Genomic DNA, 16911 nt, shown 5'->3' with positions numbered 1-16911 from the left:
CATGCTGCAAGTCGCGGAACTGAATCAATATTACGGCGGCAGCCACATTCTGCGCGGCCTGTCGTTTGAAGCGAAGCCGGGTGAAATTACCTGCCTGCTGGGACGTAACGGCGTGGGTAAAACCACGTTGCTGAAATGTTTGATGGGGCTGATCCCGGCTAAATCCGGCGAAATTCGCTGGCAGGATAATGTGATCAACAGCCGCAAGCCGCATCAGCGCGTGCAGGCCGGTATCGCTTATGTGCCGCAGGGGCGCGAAATCTTCCCGCGTCTGACGGTGGAAGAGAATCTGCTGATGGGGCTGGCGCGTTTTTCTGGCGCACAGGCCAAAGCGGTGCCGGAGGAGATCTATCAACTGTTTCCGGTGCTGCGTGAGATGAAAGCGCGCCGCGGCGGCGACCTGTCGGGCGGACAACAGCAGCAATTAGCGATTGGCCGCGCCCTCGCCTGTTCACCAAAGCTATTGATCCTCGATGAGCCAACCGAAGGGATTCAGCCGTCGGTGATCAAGGAGATCGGGGCGGTAATCCGTCAGCTGGCGCAGCGCGGCGATATGGCGATCCTGCTCGTCGAGCAGTTTTATGATTTCGCCGCCGAACTGGCCGACAGCTATCTGGTGATGTCGCGCGGCGAGATCGTGCAGCGCGGCGCCGGATCCGCCATGGAAGCCGAGGGCGTACGCGGATTAGTAGCGATTTAGTTGCACCGTTTCTTTGTACGGTGCGCATTTATGCATAGCTGGAGATCAGGTTGCCATGAATGGCGCCCCTAAGGGATTTATAGCGATTTTGAGACTGGACATGCACTGCAGCCGCAGCGTGGGTGTTGAGGCGACATCCCAACCCGCTGAACGAGTGAGGGATTCCAGGGCGAGCCGCATGGATGCGGCGAGAGGTGGCGCTGAGCAGGAGCGAATCGACACCGGTCCGTCAGGAATCGTGAAGGAGTGAAGGGACCGCGTAGCGGCGGGTTGGGCTGGCGCAAGGCCCGGGAGTGCAGAGGGCGCGGCCAGGCGCCCTCTGCTCGGTCGCCGCACAAAAATGCTGTAACTGCCTAAGCTCAAGGCGAACGAAAGTCGCACTGCGCTTGAGTTATTGGCATTACGCCATGAATGGCGCCCCTACAAAATCCCGGTCTCAACGCTGAAATGGCGCTGTTCGCCGGGGGCCAGCTCAATCAGCGTGCCGGCGCGCTGTGCGGCTTTGAAACCCTCCGGGCGGCAGGTTGACGGCAGCACATAGGCGGCGACCTGCTGATCGCGGTTATGCAGCATCCAGCGCGTGGCGTGCGGGAACTGTTGGCTGGAGAAGCGTGTCATCAGGGCAAACCCTTGCGGTGAGTGCAGCTCGAACTGCATCTCATCACCGTACTGCTGGAGATCGTCGGCGAAAAACACGATCTCCGGATCGCACATCTGCGGCTGATCCAGCTGCTGAAACGCCTGCGGATCGCGCGCCAGTTGATCGGTGTATGCGCGCCACTGCGGGGTAGGTTTGACGTGCGCCGGGATCGAACTGCGCAGCTGGAACGCATCGGTCGGGATCGACTGCTGGAAACGCCCTTGATCCAGCCAGGCGCTGTTCAGATGACACATATACTGCAGCGGCATCGGAGCGCCTGCCAGGTTAGTGACGTTCATCTCAATGTGCAGGCGCGCAGCATTGGCCTCAAGGCGCACCGCCGGTGCGGCAAGATAGTGATGGCCAAAGCCCTTCACATACTCGGTTTCGCCCTCCAGCGACAGGCGATCGTCCTCCAGTACCATCCACGCGCTGTCCATGCGCGCGCAGGCCATTTCGCCATGCAGCGGATGATCGTCATCCTCTGCCGGACAGCCGTTGGCCAGCAGCCCGGAGTGGAAAGCGAAACAGCCGTAGGTATCAATGATCGAACTGCCGGGCAGCGGCTGCTTAAAGCTGTGGCCCATGGTCAGCGAATGGCCGTCAAAGTTAGCGTCCCACACCATCTGACCGTAAAACGGCAGTACGATCACCGTGCCGCGTGGATTGCTGATGCGTACCGCTTCCACGCCTGCGGGATAGCGAAACAGCTCGACGTGGAACGTTTCGTTGCGCAGCAGCGTGGCTGGCGTTTCATGAAACTGCTCACGACGTAACGGTAAACGGGTTTTCATGGCATCTCCTCAACTAAACGACCGGCTGCTTCTGCCTGTTTTTTATGACGCAGCTCGCCCCAGAAGAAGTAACCCACCCAGGCGAAGCACAGCAGCGAAACGCCGAACGCCAGCTGCATCGATCCCAGATGATCGGAGACGAAGCCCTGAATCGCAGGAATAAAGGCAGCACCGACAATCGACATCACGATAAACGCGCCCGCTACTTCGGTGTATTTGTTATCGACGGTAGCCAGCGTTCCAGCGTAGATCGTCGCCCAGCACGGACCAAACAGCGCACTGACCAGGATGGCGGCATACACGGCGGTAAAGTTTGGCACAAACATCACATACGCCAGCGCCAGAGCACCCAGCAGCGAGTAGGCAATCAACACTTTTTCCGCACGGAAGCGCGTCATCAGGACGTTGGCGATAAATTTACCGATAAAGAAGCCGATGAAGCTGTAAATCATAAAGTTAGAGGCATGGCGTTCATTGACCGCGCCGAGCGTCAGCGCCAGACGAATGGTGAACGACCACACCGCCACCTGCATGCCGACATACAAGAACTGCGCCAGAATCCCGCGTTTGAAGTGACGATTCGCCGCCAGGTAGCGGAAAGTCTCGCCGAGCGACGGCAACGATTTTTCACTGCTTTCCGGTTTGCAGCGCGGATAGCGGGTGAAAAGGAACAGCAGCATCACTACCACCAGCACCATCACCAGATATTTGTAGGGTTCCAGCGTATGCTCCAGCATGGTGAGACGGAACGCATGCGCCTGTTCCGCATTCATGCCGGCCAGCTGACTTTCCAGACTGTCGCCCTCCTGAAACACCAGATATTTGCCCAGCACGATGCCCATCAGTGCGCCCACCGGATAGAAGGTCTGGCTGATATTCAGGCGCAGCGTGGCGTGATCGCGATGACCAATCATCGAGCTGTAGGTGTTGGCGGCGGTTTCGAGGAAGCTCAAACCGATGGCGATGGCGAAAATCGCCGCCAGGAACATGGTGTAGGTTGCCATGTGCGACGCGGGATAGAACAGCACGCAGCCCACGATATACAGCGCCAGTCCCAATAAAATCGCCAGTTTATAGGTGGCTTTGCGGATCACCAGCGAGGCCGGAATAGCGATCAGGAAGTAGCCGCCATAGAACGCGCTCTGCACCAGCGCGCTGGCGAAATCGCTTAACGCGAACACGCTTTTGAACTGGGTGATCAGGATGTCGTTCAGACTCGCCGCACAGCCCCACAACGGGAACAGGCACGAGAGCAAAATGAACTGGAACAGCGGCGTTTTATTCAGATAGCCATCAGATTGCTGAACAATGTTCGGTTGCATAACTCGACCTCAGTGAACGTTGAGAAAACGCTGGAAGGTTTCCGCGTCGGGATAGGAGCGCTGCGTGCCGCGACCGGTCACGCTGCAGGCGGCATAAGCCGAGGCTTGCGCCATCGCGGCCGGGATATCGCCGCTTTTCACCAACTCGTGGGCGAAGCAGCCGATAAAGGCATCGCCCGCGCCGCTGGTATCCACCGCTTTTACCGCGGTGGGGGCAACCTGATGCACGCTGTCGCCAGACATCCACAGCGAACCGCGCCCGCCCAGCGTGATGATCAGGTTTTTCAGCCCGCGTTTGAGCAGCGATTGCCCCGCCAGCTTCACCTCTTCATCCGTGGTGACCGGCATGCCGGTGAGGATCTCCAGCTCGGTTTCATTCGGCATGAAAAAGTCGCATTTGCAGGCGTAGTCGATATTGAGATCCGCCACCGCCGGTGCCGGATTGAGGATCACTTTGATGTCATGCTGACGGGCAAAATCAATGGCGTAATAAACGGTCTCCAGCGGGATCTCCAGCTGCAGGATGATCAACTGGCAGCTTTTCAACGCGTCAGCGGCGGCATCGATATCGGCTGGCTTCAACTGTTGGTTGGCACCTTTAATAATCAGAATGCGGTTCTGCGACTCATCGTCGACGAAGATAGGTGCCACGCCGCTGGAGGTGCCTGGCGCGGTGGTGACGAAGCGGGTATCAACGCCTTGCTGCTGCAGATTGGCCACGGTATTCGGCGCGAACAGATCGTCGCCGACTTTACTCACCATCATCACGCTGCCGCCCATCTTCGCCGCTGCCACAGCCTGATTGGCACCTTTACCCCCGCAGCCGATGGCAAAATCGGGTGCTTCCAGCGTTTCGCCCGCTTTAGGCAGCTGATTGGTATAGGTAATGAGGTCCACCATATTTGACCCAATAACCGCAATATCCATTGTTTTCTCCCGGTGAATTTTTAGCTTTATAATGTTATTAAAATAACAATATCAGGTTAATAAAGTTAATTATGTGATAAATTTCACACCTCGACATCCTGATAAAAAGCCGATAAACAGCCCTTCATTCGTAGAAATGAATGTTATTATTCTAACAATGGAACAACATTGAGAATCAGAGCGAAGCGGCTTGAGAGCAACACGTTGGCGGCATTGCATGAGGTTTGCGGGCCGATCTCATTACAGGTAAGATTGAAAACTGGCCTGCTGGATACGTCGCAAATCATTAAAATATGTGAGATTTATCGTGATTTTTGACCAGGCCACTTCGACTTCAGGATTAATTACGCAGAGATGATCATGGAAACCCGGCGCGACGAACGTATTCACAAGTTGGCTCAGGCGCTGAAACGCACCGATAAACTGCACCTGAAAGACGCGGCGCAACTGCTGGGCGTGTCGGAAATGACCATCCGCCGCGATCTCACCGAACCGGCTTCAACCGTGGTGCTGCTGGGCGGCTATATCGTCAGCGATCCGAAAAGCCACGCCGGACACTACTTCATCTCCGATCAGCACGGTCAGAACGCCGCACGCAAACAGCGCCTGGCGCAGGCTGCTGCGGATCTGATCAGTGAAAATGACACGGTATTTTTTGATTGCGGCACCACGCTGCCGTACATCGTAGATGCGATTCCTGACACCTTGCCGTTCACCGCCATCTGCTGCGCGATGAACACTTTCCTGGCGTTGAAAGAGAAACCGGCCTGCAACGTGATCCTGAGCGGCGGTGAGTTCCACGCCGATAACGCGCTGTTCACGCCGATTGGCGCGCACTCGATCCTCGACGATCTCTGCCCGACGCTGGCGTTTATTTCAGCGGCAGGTATCGATCAGGAACAGGGCGCCACCTGCTACAACATTAACGAGCTGGCGATGAAGCACCACGCGATGCTGCGCGCACGTCAGCGCGTGCTGGTGGCGGACAGCAGTAAATTTGGCAAAGTGCTGCCCGCGCGTATCGGTGAATTGCGCCGTTTTGATTTGCTGGTCAGCGATAGCGCACCCGAACCGGCGCTGAAGAGCTGGCTGGCACAACAGAATATTCCGCTGCGATTGCCTAAAGCTTAGAATTCCTCTGTTTCTATTACCGGGAAACAAAACCAGACCCTAAATACTTCGTGTTGCAGGAAGGCGGCAAGTGGGTTCATCCCCAGGAGCATACATTAGTATGTGACTGGGGTGGACACACGCAGCCAACGCACCTGCAGCGCGAAGTATGACGGGTATGAATAAAGGGTGAAAACAGCTAAACTTCTGTACCTAAAGTTCATAACTCACAGACCAAAAGGCTCAATACAACGTGGCTCAATTCGTCTATAGCATGCATCGCGTCGGCAAGGTCGTTCCGCCGAAGCGTCACATCCTGAAGAATATTTCTCTTAGCTTCTTCCCTGGAGCAAAAATCGGTGTACTCGGCCTGAACGGCTCGGGTAAATCGACGCTGCTGCGCATCATGGCCGGTATCGATACCGATATCGAAGGGGAAGCACGCCCACAGCCGGGCATCAATGTGGGTTATCTGCCGCAGGAACCGCAGTTGAACCCGGAGCACACCGTGCGTGAATCCGTTGAAGAAGCGGTTTCAGAAGTGGTGGGCGCGCTGAAGCGCCTCGACGAAGTGTATGCGCTGTATGCCGATCCCGATGCGGATTTCGACAAGCTGGCCGCTGAACAGGGCCGTCTGGAAGAAGTGATCCAGGCGCACGATGGTCACAACCTCGATACCCAGCTGAACCGTGCCGCCGACGCGATGCGTCTGCCAGACTGGGACGCCAAAATCGCTACCCTTTCCGGTGGTGAGCGCCGCCGCGTTGCGCTGTGCCGTCTGCTGCTGGAAAAGCCAGACATGCTGCTGCTCGATGAACCGACCAACCACCTGGATGCCGAATCCGTGGCGTGGCTCGAGCGCTTCCTGCACGACTTCGAAGGCACCGTTGTGGCGATCACGCATGACCGTTACTTCCTGGATAACGTGGCTGGCTGGATTCTGGAACTGGACCGCGGTGAAGGTATTCCGTGGGAAGGTAATTACTCTTCCTGGCTGGAGCAAAAAGATCAGCGTCTGGCGCAGGAAGCTTCTTCTGAAGCGGCGCGTCGCAAATCTATCGAGAAAGAGCTGGAGTGGGTGCGTCAAGGCGCGAAAGGCCGTCAGTCGAAGGGCAAAGCCCGTCTGGCACGCTTTGAAGAGCTGAACAACACCGATTACCAGAAGCGTAACGAAACCAACGAACTCTTCATTCCACCTGGCGCACGCCTCGGCGACAAAGTGCTGGAAGTGACCAACCTGAAGAAATCGTATGGCGATCGCGTGCTGATCGACGATCTGACCTTCTCTGTACCGAAAGGCGCGATTGTTGGCATCATCGGCCCGAACGGCGCGGGTAAATCTACGCTGTTCCGCATGATGTCAGGTCAGGAGCAACCGGATTCCGGCACCATCGAGCTGGGCGAAACCGTCAAGCTGGCGTCGGTTGATCAGTTCCGTGACGCGATGGACAATTCCAAAACCGTGTTTGAAGAAGTGTCTGGCGGTCAGGACATTATGCGCGTTGGCAACACCGAGATGCCAAGCCGTGCTTACGTTGGTCGCTTCAACTTCAAAGGCACCGATCAGGGCAAACGCGTGGGTGAGCTGTCAGGGGGTGAGCGCGGTCGTCTGCACCTCGCCAAGCTGCTGCAAGTCGGCGGCAACCTGCTGCTGCTTGATGAACCAACCAACGACCTCGACATCGAAACTCTGCGCGCGCTGGAAAACGCCCTGCTGGAATTCCCGGGCTGTGCCATGGTGATCTCGCATGACCGTTGGTTCCTGGACCGTATCGCCACCCACATCATCGATTATCAGGATGAAGGCAAGGTGGAGTTCTTCGAAGGTAACTTTACCGAGTACGAAGAGTACAAGAAACGCACCCTCGGCGCCGATGCGCTCGAGCCGAAGCGTATCAAGTACAAGCGTATGACGAAGTAAGCCTGTTGCTGTGAAAAAGGCGCCATTAGGCGCCTTTTTTTATGGCTGAATCAGCTGCCCAGCATCTGCTTTACTAACTCGACGCAACGTAGGAAGCGCGTGTCGTAGTCATCTTCTTTAACGTGCACAAACTCAATATTGTTTTCACGCAGCATGGTGATCAGCATGGTCTGGAACTCGCGACGATCCATTGAGCTGCCGAGGCTGCGCAATCCATCCGCCACCCAGGGCACGTTGTTTTCCAGCAAAATCACCAGGTCGAAACGGTATTCATCAATTAACGCCTGCACAAACGGGTGCTCGCGACCTTCGTACTTGAGGCAAAACGCCTGCGTAGTGATGAAATCGGTATCGATAAAGGCGACTTTACTGGCGTACTTCACCGCGAAGTCGATGTACTGGGCCTGACCGAGCGCGATTTTGTCGTAGTCGGAATATTGCAGCGCCATTTCGTCGCCACCGAGGTGTGAGAAGACATAATCACGGCCATATTCCCATGCGCTGGTGGTGTTGAAGATGTTCGCCAGCTTGTTCACCAGCGTTGATTTGCCGCTCGACTCGCCGCCCAGCACCGCCACGGTGCGCACGAAGAATGGCTTCACTTCGGTCGGGATGTATTCCCAGTAGCGGAACGGATCCTGACGAATCTGCCCGCCGCTGATGTTCATAAAGGATCGATTGGGATCGATCACCACCGCCGGAATGCCGAGGTGCTGCTCATACATCGCGGCATCCGGCTCTTCACTGGTGTAGATACAATTCGGCTCAATGCCCTGCTCAGCCAGAAAGGTTTTGACGCCGCCGCTCCACACATCCCAGCCGTGCGGATAAGGTTCAATGCCCTCTTCATCAAACGAATGGATGCGGATATTTTTCTGGTATTTGAAGGTTTGCAGCAACCAGCGTAGTCGATCGCTGATGGTCGGCTGCTGCGACATGGCGCTGTTTTCAAACAGTTCACGATCGCGCGGCTCGTCGTGGCCCATGATGATATGCAGCTCATCCACCTGACTGCAGGCGCGCTGGATTAAATAGATGTGGCCGGTATGCAGCGGATAAAATTTCCCGAACACCACGCCAACGGTTTTATCGCGGCGCGGAAATTCCAGGCCAAGAAAACGGTGCAGCGCTTCCAGCTTCTGCGCGCTCGGGCTTTTAATTTTGGCGTTGAGCAGCTGGCTTAAGTAGCCTTTGGTCATTCCGCTGGCGTCGGCAACCTGCTGCAGCGTGTGGCCTTGCTGGCGAATGGCTGTTTTCAGGTAGTCAAACGATGACATTTAGTGCCTCCTGCGTGGAATAAAGGGCGGTGCGGCCTTTAAGACGGTGCGCATAAATGCGCACCCTACAAACGTAGGGTCGGCATTCATGCCGACCGGTAAAACTTACAACTCATCCAGAATCGCTAACGCATCCGCCAGCTTCTTCGCGCTGTACACCTTCATCCCTTCGACCGGTTTCTTCGGTGCATTACCGGCCGGGACGATGGCGCGCTTAAAGCCGTGTTTCGCCGCTTCGGAAATGCGCTCCTGGCCGCTCGGCACCGGGCGAATTTCGCCGGCAAGGCCCACTTCACCAAAGATCACCAGATCCTGCGGCAGCGGACGATCGCGGAAGCTCGACACCATCGCCATCAGCAGCGCCAAATCGACGCTGGTTTCGGTGACTTTTACGCCGCCGACCACGTTAACGAACACATCCTGATCCGCCATCTGCAAGCCGCCGTGGCGATGCAGTACCGCTAACAGGATTGCCAGGCGATTCTGCTCCAGACCCACCGCGACGCGGCGTGGGTTGCCCATCATCGAATGGTCCACCAGCGCCTGAATCTCGACCAGCAGCGGACGCGTACCTTCCCACAGCACCATCACCGAACTGCCCGAGGTGATCTCATCACCGCGTGACAGGAAGATGGCCGACGGATTGCTGACTTCGCGCATGCCTTGTTCGGTCATGGCGAACACGCCCAGCTCATTCACCGCGCCAAAGCGGTTTTTATGGCTGCGTAAGGTGCGGAAACGGGAATCAGCGTCGCCATCCAGCATCACCGAACAGTCGATACAGTGTTCCAGCACTTTCGGGCCGGCCAGCGAACCGTCTTTGGTGACGTGACCGACCATGATGATCGCCACGCCGCGCGTTTTGGCGAAGCGTGTCAGGTAGGCGGCCGTTTCACGCACCTGCGCTACGCTGCCCGGCGAGGATTGGATCTCCGCCATGTGCATTACCTGAATCGAGTCGATCACCATCAATTTCGGCTGCTCCTGCTCGGCGATCAGGCAGATCTGCTCGATGCTGGTTTCCGACAACATATTGAGGTTTTCGGTCGGTAATCCCAGACGATGGGCGCGCATCGCCACCTGTTGCAGTGACTCTTCGCCGGTGACATACAGAGTTTTCATCCCTTCTGCCAGCTTGCACATCACCTGCAGCAGCAGCGTCGATTTACCGGCACCCGGATTACCACCAATTAAGATGGCGCTGCCCGGCACCACGCCGCCGCCCAATACGCGATCGAACTCTTTGAAACTGGTTGAGAAACGCGGCAGGGCTTCGAGGCTGATCTCCGACAGCTTCTGCACGCGGCTAACGCCCGCGTTGCCGCCGGCATAACCGCTCAGGCGCTCATTACGCGCCGCCGCAGGCGAGGCGGCAATGCGCACCTCGGTGATGGTGTTCCACGCATGGCAGGCGCTGCATTGCCCCTGCCAGCGCGGATAATCAGCGCCGCATTCGTTACAAACGAAGGCGCGTTTTGCCGCTTTGGCCAAATCAAATCCTCAGTTAACGCTCTTCGTGAATCAGGCTGCCGGTCAGGATGCAGAACACACCCATCAGGTCAGCATGACGGATGATGATTTCCGTCTGCTCATTCACTTTAGGTTTAGCATGATAGGCGATACCCAGCGCCGCGGTTTTAATCATCGGCAGATCGTTGGCACCATCGCCAATCGCCACGGTTTGTTCCGGAGCAATTTCAAAGCGCTGTGCCAGATCGTTCAGGGTATCGGCTTTAAATTGGGCGTCGACAATTTGTCCCAGCACCTGGCCGGTTAGCTTGCCGTCGCGAATTTCCAGCTCGTTGGCCACCGCCGCGGCTAAATGCAGCGTCTGGCGCAAATAGTCGGCGTAGAAGGTAAAGCCGCCCGAGGCGATCGCCACCTGCCAGCCCAGCGCCTGCAGCTTCTGCACCAGCGTGGTTAAGCCTGGCATCAGCGGCAGCGCATCGCGCACTTGCATCAGGATATTGGCATCGGCGCCCGCCAGGGTGCCGACGCGCTCGCGCAGGCTGGCTTTGAAATCCAGCTCGCCGCGCATCGCGCGCTCGGTGACTTCCGCCACCTGCTCGCCGCAGCCCGCCAGTTTGGCGATCTCATCGATGCACTCAATCTGGATCGCGGTGGAATCCATGTCCATCACCAGCAAACCTGGCGTTTTCAGATGTGGGATTTTGCCAAGCGGCGCCACATCAAAACCGGCTTCATGCGCCAGTTTGCTGGCGCGCGGCGTCAGCGAGCCTGCCAGACGTATCACCTGATACTCATCGACATTCCAAGCGCTGACGATCACCATCGCCGCCCCCAGCTTATGCTGATAATCGGTGAGTTTTTGTTTATCGAGCCCGCGCCCATACAGCAACCAGCCAGTCCGACCAGCACGGTAATCCAGCGGCATCACTTCATCACCGCTGAGGGAAAGGGGTAAACCCGGCCAAAGTGAAACATCGGCGGGCAGATCGCACCAGGTAAGACGATTTGGCATTACAGCTCCTGTAGGGACAACAAAACCACGCAAGAGGCTACCTTGTCTGCGCGGGTTCTGGCAACATAATTGCCAGCCTTTCTGCTGTTACATCACACGGGTTTCTGATGGTTAAAACCGCACTGAAATTTCGCCTGCATCGCACGGTGATTGTTCTTATCTCGCTGGCTCTGTTAGTGGTTCTGATGCAAGGCGCATCCTGGTTTAGCCTCGGCCATCAAATGGCTCGCTCTGAACAAGTGGAAGAACTGGCGCGCACGTTGACCAAACAGGTGGCGTTTAGCCTTAAACCGTTGATGGATAACAGCGACGATAACCGCACGCAGATTGCCGCCATCCTCAATCAGATGACCGACAACAGCCGCATTCTTGATGCTTCCGTCTACGCCGATGATGGCAGCCTGGTGGCGCACAGCGGCGAAAGCATTAATGTGCGCGATCGGCTGTCGCTGGATGGCAAACGCGCTGGTAGCTACTTCAACCATCAAATTGTGCAGCCGCTGGAAGGCAAAGATGGCCCGCAAGGTTTCCTGCGCGTCACGCTGGATACTCACGTGCTGGTGACGGAATCACGTCAGGTGGATAACACCACCAACATCCTGCGCCTGATGATGTTACTGGCGCTGGCCATCGGCATTATCCTGACGCGCACCCTGCTGCGCGACCGTCGCACCCGCTGGCAGCAATCGCCGTTCCTGCTAACGGCGAGCCGCACGGTGAAAGAGGATAAAGAGAAAGAGCAAGAAGAGGCGGCGGCGGCAGCCACTGAGAATGAAAAAGAGCGTTAAGCCATTTTATGCATTGTTACTTCCATCGCTTCCAGTTGCTGTAATGCCTGCCCGGCAATGCTGCGGAAGTTCGCGCTAAACGCAGCATCCTCTGCAATCGCTTGCCAGTAGATTTTCGCCATAGCGCTGGCAGCGCGCCACACGGCGCCTGGCAGCGCGAAATCCAGCGTCAGTTTGACTTCATCGCGCATGTGCCCCTGAGAATTGGGCGCCAGCGCCATCGGCAGCATGTCGTAAGCCGGTGTCAGGCTGAAACGTTCTTCATCAGTAAAGAAAGACAGATTGCCCGCGTGCATGTCGCTATTGGCAATCAGTCGTCCAAACGCCCACTGCAAAGTCCCGCGTTCAACCGCTACCGCATCAACACGTTGCTGACGCTGCAACTCACGCAGCGCATCCGGCCAGTGTTGTTGATGGCCGATAAACTCTGCGCTTACCGCTTCTAATGAACTCATGCAGCGTCGACCACGTTGATGAATGCGATCAAAACGCTGCACTTCGAGGAACAATTGTCCATCGCTATCAATCAGCTGGCTATGTGCGGCAGGCAATCCCGCCGCCAGTAAATGCTGCAACGCCAGATGCTCCGCGCGTAACAAATCACGCCAGCGCTCAGCATTATCACTTTGACGGGCGACGGTAAATTTCACCAGACAATGACGATCGCCATTCGCCGTTGCGGCATAGCACAGGAATTTCGGTTGTTCGCCGCCAGCCGATGAGCCCGGTTCATCGCCGCTCAGCGCCTGTTGTGCCATCAGCGGATAACGCGCGATTTTTTGCGCCTCGCTGATGGCTTGCGGTGCGGGCTGTTGCAGCCAACGCTGGTATGTCATGTCGCCAACAATAAAAGCGCCCGGCATATCGATGCCGCCGCTTGCCAGCGCCATCAGGCACTGCTCATCACTCCAGAGACGAATATCATCCGTCAGCCCGAGCTGTGGCGCGTATTCACGGCCCCATTGTCGGCCCAGAAAACCTTGCGGACGCATCTCCTGCAGGAACCACGGTAAGCCGTCATAAAAGCGGCCTTGATCGTGCTGGTCCAGATGCAGACAACTGCCCTGCGGCCAGGTTGGCAAAAGGATGCCAGCGGGCGATGCCTGACCTTCAGCAGAAATACGATACAGCGGGAAGCGGCTTTCACCCCGGATGGGCCGCAGCAACGCATAACGCGTCGCGCGCGCTTTGCCCCATTTGATAATCTGCGGCTGCTGACGCAGTTGGCGTGAAAGCGTGGCCTGGCTGATATGCAATCGAGCCAGCAGATCCGCCGCGCTAAGCGGTCCTTCCAGCAGCAAACTTTGTAGCTCAGCCATTGCCGCCACCTTACCTGATGAATAGATTGATGAATAGATTCATGCATAGATAATAACATAAAAAAAAGCCCGCATAGCGGGCTTCTCAGCATCATCACGATGGTAACGATGAATAGATACTTTTAACCTTCCGTCAGAATCGTTTCCAGCTCGGCCAGCGTTTTCACCTGCCAGGTTGGCGTGATGTGATCGGGTAACGGACGCGTACCGTGATCGATCCAGCAGGTCTTCAGGCCGGCATTCATGCCGCCGAGAATATCTGATTCTGGCGTATCGCCGACCATCAGCACGCGGCTGCGATCCGGGTTGCCCAGCAAGGCCAGCGTGTGATCAAAAATCGCCACGTCAGGTTTCGGTACGCCAACTTCTTCAGAAATCACCAGCGCATCAAACACATCGAGGAATCCGGTACGCTCAAGTCGCGCCTGCTGTAACGCAGTGAAACCGTTGGTGATGATAGCGATTTTCACTTTGCCTTTCAGCGTTGATAACAGGTGGGCTGCGCCTTCCAGCGGCAGGCAGATATCGGCCATTGCGCTGAGGAAATCACTGTTGAGTACTTCGGGTGCGACGCTCAGCTTTTCACCCCACAAGGTGAAGCGGCGCGTTTGCAGCTGCAGTGCGGAAATGGTGCCGTTCTGGTAATCGACCCACAGCGGCTTGTTGATCGCCTGATAATCGGTGTAATCCTGCGTAGAAAATTGCACGTCATAGCGGGCAAACATGCGCTGCAAACCGGCATAAGCATCGAAATGGAAAAGCGTTTCGTCTGCATCAAACAGGATGCAGTCCCAATCGTTTAGCATGGTGCTCCTTAAAGCGTTAGCGCCATAATGATGGCATCTTCTCGTCCGCTGGCAGTGGGATAATAGTTGGGGCGTACGCTCACCTGATGGAAATCCAGCTGCTCATACAACGCAATCGCCGGCGTATTTGAGGCGCGCACTTCCAGCCATAGCGTCATGACGTCGCGCTGCTCGAGCTCAGCAATCAGATGCTGCAACAGCTGGCGCGCCAGGCCGCGGCGCTGGAAGTCGGGATCCACCGCAATATTGAACAGCGACGCTTCATCCAGCACCACTTGGGTGATGGCGAATCCGGCCAGCTTACCTTCAACTTCAATGCGGATATTAACGAAACGTTCGCCTTGATTGCTGCTAAACGTCTGCTCGCTCCACGGAAAAGCATGTGCGCGGCGCTCGATCGCCAGCAGCTGCGGCTGGTCTTCAGGGGTGACTAAAGAGATGGCTGTCATGGTTACACATCTGTTGCCACAGGGCGCGTTTTGCTGCGCCGCTGCTGATCAGTTCATTGAAAACGGCGGTGTTGAAGGTAATGCCGTTAAAGGGATGTTCGCTCTCAACGCCCAGCAGCCAACCGGCGCAATCGACCTGCTCCGGCAGCATTTGCAGCTGGTCTGGCGTTAACGCCATGACCTGCGCGGGTTGAATGTTCAGCGCGCGCAGCACGTCGCGAATCAGCGGTTCTTGTAGCGTGGGTGCCTGTTCGGCCACCAAAACCAAACGCGTGTCGGGCAAAAGCGTGACGGCAATTTCCCCTTGCAGCACGCGCGGACGCCGCAGCTGATACTGCGTAATCCCCATTTGCTGTAGAAGCCAGTCGCGCCTTGTGCTCATGCTATTACCCGTTATGCTGCCAGAATGCGACGCTATGCTAGCAAACCCATCGAACATGCGCCAACAAAGCACTATAATCGCGGCTCTGATTTAACAGGAGCGTTCCATGTCTGCTTTTACCCCGGCCAGCGAAGTGATTCTGCGCCACAGTGATGAATTTACTGCCCGCAACGTTTTATTTGCTGGCGACCTGCAGGATGACCTGCCCGCCCAGCTAGAAACCGCGTCGAGCCGCGTGCATACCCAGCAATATCATCACTGGCAGAACCTTAGCCATCGCCTTGGTGAACGTGCGGTTTACAGCATGGTTGCAACCGCGGCCGATGTTGAAGGCTGCGATACGCTGGTTTATTACTGGTCGAAGAACAAACCCGAAGCGCAGTACCAGCTGCAAAACCTGCTCTCTCTGCTGCCGGTAGGCTGCGATATCTTCGTGGTGGGTGAAAACCGCAGCGGCGTGCGCAGCGCCGAAGGCATGCTGGAAGCGTGGGCGACGCTGGAGAAAGTTGATAGCGCGCGTCGTTGTGGCCTGTATCACGGTCGTCTCGATAAGCAGCCAACCTTTGATGCCAGCAGCTACGGCCATACTTATCAGCTCGAGGATCTCACCATCCATACCTTGCCGGGCGTGTTCAGCCGTGATGGTCTGGATATCGGCAGCGATCTGCTGCTCTCCACGCTGACGCCGCATTTCCGTGGCAAAGTGCTGGATATCGGTTGTGGCAGCGGCGTGCTGGCAACTGTGATGGCGAAAGTGTCGCCGCGCGTGCGTCTGTGGCTGTGTGATGTGCATGCTGCTGCGATTGAAGCGAGTAAAGCTACGCTGGCCGCCAATGAACTGGAAGGTGAAGTGTTTGCCAGTAACGTTTTCTCTGACGTTACCGGCCGTTTCGATATGATCATCTCCAACCCGCCGTTCCACGATGGCCTGCAAACCAGCCTTGAAGCGGCTAACACGCTGATTCGCGGTGCGCTTAAGCATCTGAACAGCGGCGGCGAACTGCGTATCGTGGCTAACGCCTTCCTGCCGTATCCACAGATTTTGGATGAAACCTTTGGCAATCACGAAGTGCTGGCGCAAACCGGACGCTTCAAAGTTTATCGCGCCGTATATGGTCGCGGTGCCAAAACGCGTTAACAGCAGCGCGGCGGCAGAAACGTTGCTTTTTACAGCGATCGTTTTGCCGTCGCGAAATATGTGTTGACGCAATGAGTAAAATCTCTAAAATGCGCCTCCGTGGTTAGCAATACTTTAGGGTGTTGTTAGTTTGCGATGGTGGCGGAATTGGTAGACGCGCTAGCTTCAGGTGTTAGTGTCCTTACGGACGTGAGGGTTCAAGTCCCTCCCTTCGCACCAAACTAAAATCACACAGTTTATATCTGCGCACTGAGCGATGGTGGCGGAATTGGTAGACGCGCTAGCTTCAGGTGTTAGTGTTCTTACGGACGTGAGGGTTCAAGTCCCTCCCTTCGCACCAATGCGACGATATAAACAGACAACTAAGATGCGATGGTGGCGGAATTGGTAGACGCGCTAGCTTCAGGTGTTAGTGTTCTTACGGACGTGAGGGTTCAAGTCCCTCCCTTCGCACCAACAGTTGTCACTCCTTTCGAGCAGTAAATCCCCCCGAAAGATTTTTCAACGAACTTCACGCTCTCAGCGTGATGTTGTCGTTTCTGCGATTTGATCAGATAACGTGGAAATTGACCGACACCGCCGCTAAGCCGCCCGCCAATGCCAGACAAGATGGCAGCAACAGATAGTGACGCAGGCGATGGTGAAACAGCATCACCACGGTCAGCAGCAGTGCCACAATCATCACCACTCGCCATTGACTGAAACTCGGTTCCCATAACGCAAAAATCGGCATCGCCGCGCAGGGTAATAACACGCCCCAACCGCTATCCAGACGTTTACCCATTACCCAGCTCACGCCCCATAGTCCGCAGGCGGCTATTATCGCCATGATCATCGCGCAACCCTCAAATGATAA

Annotated in this window: 16 protein-coding genes and 3 tRNA genes; 8 read left to right on the top strand and 11 right to left on the bottom strand. The window is 56.4% G+C overall.

Going from position 1 to position 16911, the window contains the following annotated elements; translation table 11 throughout:
• The first annotated feature begins 1 nt into the window (after window position 1).
• Window positions 2-700, top strand: a complete 699-nt coding sequence (gene urtE, locus DEU53_RS13910) for an urea ABC transporter ATP-binding subunit UrtE (protein WP_101762174.1) — start codon at window positions 2-4, stop codon at window positions 698-700.
• A gap of 420 nt (window positions 701-1120) precedes the next feature.
• Here urtE and DEU53_RS13900 read toward each other — a convergent pair whose 3' ends face one another.
• From DEU53_RS13900 to rbsK, 3 genes are read right to left on the bottom strand one after another with little or no spacing between them, the layout of a single operon-like run.
• A complete protein-coding gene (locus DEU53_RS13900; protein WP_110867487.1) occupies window positions 1121-2134 on the bottom strand; it encodes an aldose 1-epimerase family protein in 1014 nt (337 codons plus the stop codon).
• Window positions 2131-3456, bottom strand: a complete 1326-nt coding sequence (gene fucP / locus DEU53_RS13895) for an L-fucose:H+ symporter permease (protein WP_110867486.1) — start codon at window positions 3454-3456, stop codon at window positions 2131-2133. Before fucP ends, DEU53_RS13900 begins: the two co-directional genes overlap by 4 nt.
• Window positions 3457-3465: 9 nt before the next feature.
• Window positions 3466-4383: a ribokinase gene (rbsK, locus tag DEU53_RS13890; RefSeq protein ID WP_110867485.1), complete on the bottom strand. Its 918-nt coding sequence runs from the start codon at window positions 4381-4383 to the stop codon at window positions 3466-3468.
• A 360-nt stretch (window positions 4384-4743) separates the two neighbouring features.
• On the opposite strand from rbsK, the gene deoR reads away from it, so the two are divergent.
• On the top strand, window positions 4744-5514 hold the full coding sequence (gene deoR / locus DEU53_RS13885) for a DNA-binding transcriptional repressor DeoR (RefSeq protein ID WP_101762370.1): 771 nt from the start codon (window positions 4744-4746) through the stop codon (window positions 5512-5514).
• 232 nt (window positions 5515-5746) lie between these two features.
• Window positions 5747-7414: an energy-dependent translational throttle protein EttA gene (gene ettA, locus DEU53_RS13880; RefSeq protein ID WP_008101764.1), complete on the top strand. Its 1668-nt coding sequence runs from the start codon at window positions 5747-5749 to the stop codon at window positions 7412-7414.
• Window positions 7415-7464: 50 nt separating this feature from the next.
• Here the strand turns inward: ettA and nadR are convergent, their stop codons facing one another.
• The 3 genes from nadR to serB form a co-directional block, all read right to left on the bottom strand.
• Window positions 7465-8691 (bottom strand): multifunctional transcriptional regulator/nicotinamide-nucleotide adenylyltransferase/ribosylnicotinamide kinase NadR, encoded by a 1227-nt coding sequence (gene nadR, locus DEU53_RS13875; RefSeq protein ID WP_110867484.1) that lies wholly within the window; start codon window positions 8689-8691, stop codon window positions 7465-7467.
• Between the two features lie 105 nt (window positions 8692-8796).
• Window positions 8797-10182, bottom strand: a complete 1386-nt coding sequence (gene radA, locus DEU53_RS13870; protein ID WP_007886867.1) for a DNA repair protein RadA — start codon at window positions 10180-10182, stop codon at window positions 8797-8799.
• A 13-nt stretch (window positions 10183-10195) separates the two neighbouring features.
• Entirely contained in the window at window positions 10196-11173 is a 978-nt protein-coding gene (gene serB / locus DEU53_RS13865; protein ID WP_101762181.1) for a phosphoserine phosphatase, read from the bottom strand.
• A gap of 107 nt (window positions 11174-11280) precedes the next feature.
• Here serB and DEU53_RS13860 point away from each other — a divergent pair, with 107 nt between their 5' ends.
• Window positions 11281-11961: a YtjB family periplasmic protein gene (locus tag DEU53_RS13860; protein WP_110867483.1), complete on the top strand. Its 681-nt coding sequence runs from the start codon at window positions 11281-11283 to the stop codon at window positions 11959-11961.
• Here the strand turns inward: DEU53_RS13860 and yjjJ are convergent.
• The 4 genes from yjjJ to DEU53_RS13840 all read right to left on the bottom strand — a co-directional run bounded on the left by yjjJ (window position 11958) and on the right by DEU53_RS13840 (window position 14917).
• Window positions 11958-13280 (bottom strand): type II toxin-antitoxin system HipA family toxin YjjJ, encoded by a 1323-nt coding sequence (gene yjjJ, locus DEU53_RS13855; protein WP_110867482.1) that lies wholly within the window; start codon window positions 13278-13280, stop codon window positions 11958-11960. The genes DEU53_RS13860 and yjjJ overlap by 4 nt on opposite strands.
• 122 nt (window positions 13281-13402) lie before the next feature.
• The gene (gene yjjG, locus DEU53_RS13850) at window positions 13403-14086 is read right to left on the bottom strand and encodes a pyrimidine 5'-nucleotidase (protein ID WP_110867481.1); all 684 of its coding nucleotides are present in this window, start codon (window positions 14084-14086) and stop codon (window positions 13403-13405) included.
• An 8-nt stretch (window positions 14087-14094) separates the two neighbouring features.
• Window positions 14095-14535 carry a ribosomal protein S18-alanine N-acetyltransferase gene (gene rimI, locus DEU53_RS13845; RefSeq protein WP_110867480.1) on the bottom strand — a complete coding sequence of 147 codons (441 nt, stop codon included), beginning with the start codon at window positions 14533-14535 and terminating at the stop codon, window positions 14095-14097.
• Complete coding sequence (locus DEU53_RS13840; protein ID WP_101762186.1) at window positions 14507-14917, bottom strand: DNA polymerase III subunit psi; 411 nt, start codon at window positions 14915-14917, stop codon at window positions 14507-14509. The genes rimI and DEU53_RS13840 overlap by 29 nt, the downstream gene beginning before the upstream one ends.
• A gap of 106 nt (window positions 14918-15023) precedes the next feature.
• On the opposite strand from DEU53_RS13840, the gene rsmC reads away from it, so the two are divergent.
• The 4 genes from rsmC to DEU53_RS13820 all read left to right on the top strand — a co-directional run bounded on the left by rsmC (window position 15024) and on the right by DEU53_RS13820 (window position 16511).
• Complete coding sequence (gene rsmC, locus DEU53_RS13835; protein ID WP_101762187.1) at window positions 15024-16055, top strand: 16S rRNA (guanine(1207)-N(2))-methyltransferase RsmC; 1032 nt, start codon at window positions 15024-15026, stop codon at window positions 16053-16055.
• Window positions 16056-16187: 132 nt separating this feature from the next.
• Window positions 16188-16274 (top strand) — tRNA-Leu (locus DEU53_RS13830).
• Between the two features lie 34 nt (window positions 16275-16308).
• Window positions 16309-16395, top strand: a tRNA-Leu gene (locus DEU53_RS13825).
• Window positions 16396-16424: 29 nt separating this feature from the next.
• Window positions 16425-16511 (top strand) — tRNA-Leu (locus tag DEU53_RS13820).
• 94 nt (window positions 16512-16605) lie between these two features.
• Here DEU53_RS13820 and DEU53_RS13815 read toward each other — a convergent pair.
• Window positions 16606-16890, bottom strand: a complete 285-nt coding sequence (locus tag DEU53_RS13815) for a DUF1435 domain-containing protein (protein ID WP_110867479.1) — start codon at window positions 16888-16890, stop codon at window positions 16606-16608.
• Window positions 16891-16911 lie beyond the last annotated feature (21 nt).

Source organism: Pantoea sp. AG1095 (assembly GCF_003208415.1).
GTDB classification, from domain to species: Bacteria; Pseudomonadota; Gammaproteobacteria; order Enterobacterales; family Enterobacteriaceae; genus Pantoea; species Pantoea leporis.
This window is presented reverse-complemented; position numbering and strand designations above follow the sequence as displayed.